General features: G+C 50.1%; 1 protein-coding gene. It reads left to right on the forward strand.

Going from position 1 to position 1,337, the window contains the following annotated elements; translation table 11 throughout:
• Nucleotides 1-47: 47 nt before the first annotated feature.
• Nucleotides 48-1,197 (forward strand): IS3 family transposase gene (locus tag EH198_RS24275; protein ID WP_246014519.1). Its coding sequence is split into 2 segments (ribosomal slippage): nt 48-332 and nt 334-1,197, totalling 1,149 coding nucleotides; the frame shifts between segments, so codons are not numbered across the junction.
• The last annotated feature ends 140 nt before the right edge of the window (nt 1,198-1,337 follow it).

The raw sequence follows: 1,337 nt of genomic DNA on the forward strand, positions 1-1,337 counted from the left end.
TATAATGCTACATAGAAACTAGACAGCAAAAAAGGAGATCCTTAGTTGTGCCAACACCGAGAAGAACGTTTACACCGGAAGAAAAAGCACGGATCGTGCTGGAGATTTTGAAAGAAGAAAGATCCATATCACAGATCGCTTCCGAAGCAGGAATTCATGCCAATATCCTGAATCGCTGGAAAAATGAAGCGACTCAAAACCTCTCTCAATTGTTTGTGGATGACCGCAAGGGCATCACCAAAATGAAAAAAGAATACGAACAGCAGATCGAGGAACTCTACGCCGAGGTGGGCAAGCTCATCACTCAATTGTCGTGGCTCAAAAAAAAATCTGGCCGCTAATCTCACTCGAGACGAGCGTCTAAGCCTTCTCGAATGGGAAACCGCTGAGCTGGCGATTCAAGTTCAAGCCGACTTACTCAGTCTCAATCGCTCCAGCCTCTATTACAAGCGGGTCCCTCCCTCTCCGGAGGAAATTCGCCTCAAGCACCGGATCGACGAGCTTTACACGAAGCATACTTTCCTGGGCTACCGGAAGATTGCCGCGATTATGAACCGAGAAGGGGATTCCGTTCACCCGAATACCGTTCGGCGTTACATGCGAGAAATGGGTATCATGGCGGTCTATCCCGGGCCGAACCTGAGCAAACGCGACCTGCAGCACCGGATCTATCCCTACCTGCTGCGGGGATTACCCATCACGGCGCCGAATCAGGTCTGGAGTGTGGATATTACCTACATCCGTATGACACAGGGCTGGATGTATCTTTACGCCGTCATGGACTGGTATTCTCGCTATATTGTGGACTGGCAAATGGATCAGAGCCTGGAAATCGGCTTTGTTCTGGAGACGATGAAGCGTGCGTTTGACCGGGTCCAGCCTACGATTGTGAACAGCGACCAAGGGAGTCATTTTACCAGTCCGAAGTATATTGACCTACTGAAGGAGCACGAGATTCGCATCAGCATGGACGGGAAAGGCCGCGCCAAAGACAACATTGTCATTGAGCGATTCTGGCGCAGTTTGAAGTACAATGAGATTTATATCAACGAGTACAGTAGCCCCCGTGAGACGCGGCAGGGGGTGCAGCATTACATCCACTTGCACAATCACTACTTGCCTCACCAATCGCTGCAAAACTTCACGCCCGCAGCGGTGTATAACCGTCAGGCTCTGCTCTTATCCACATGCGAGTAATGGAGGGAACTTCGTTCCCCTCCCGCGCCTTCGCTTGGGCTTTGCCCTCCACCTGTTCCCCGGGTGGTACACTGACTTTGTAATTATTTTCACACCTTAAAGAATTCAAATTCACTGTCTTGACATCGTGTAGCACCATA

It is taken from the genome of Paenibacillus rhizophilus (genome assembly GCF_003854965.1).
GTDB lineage: Bacteria > Bacillota > Bacilli > Paenibacillales > Paenibacillaceae > Paenibacillus_AQ > Paenibacillus_AQ rhizophilus.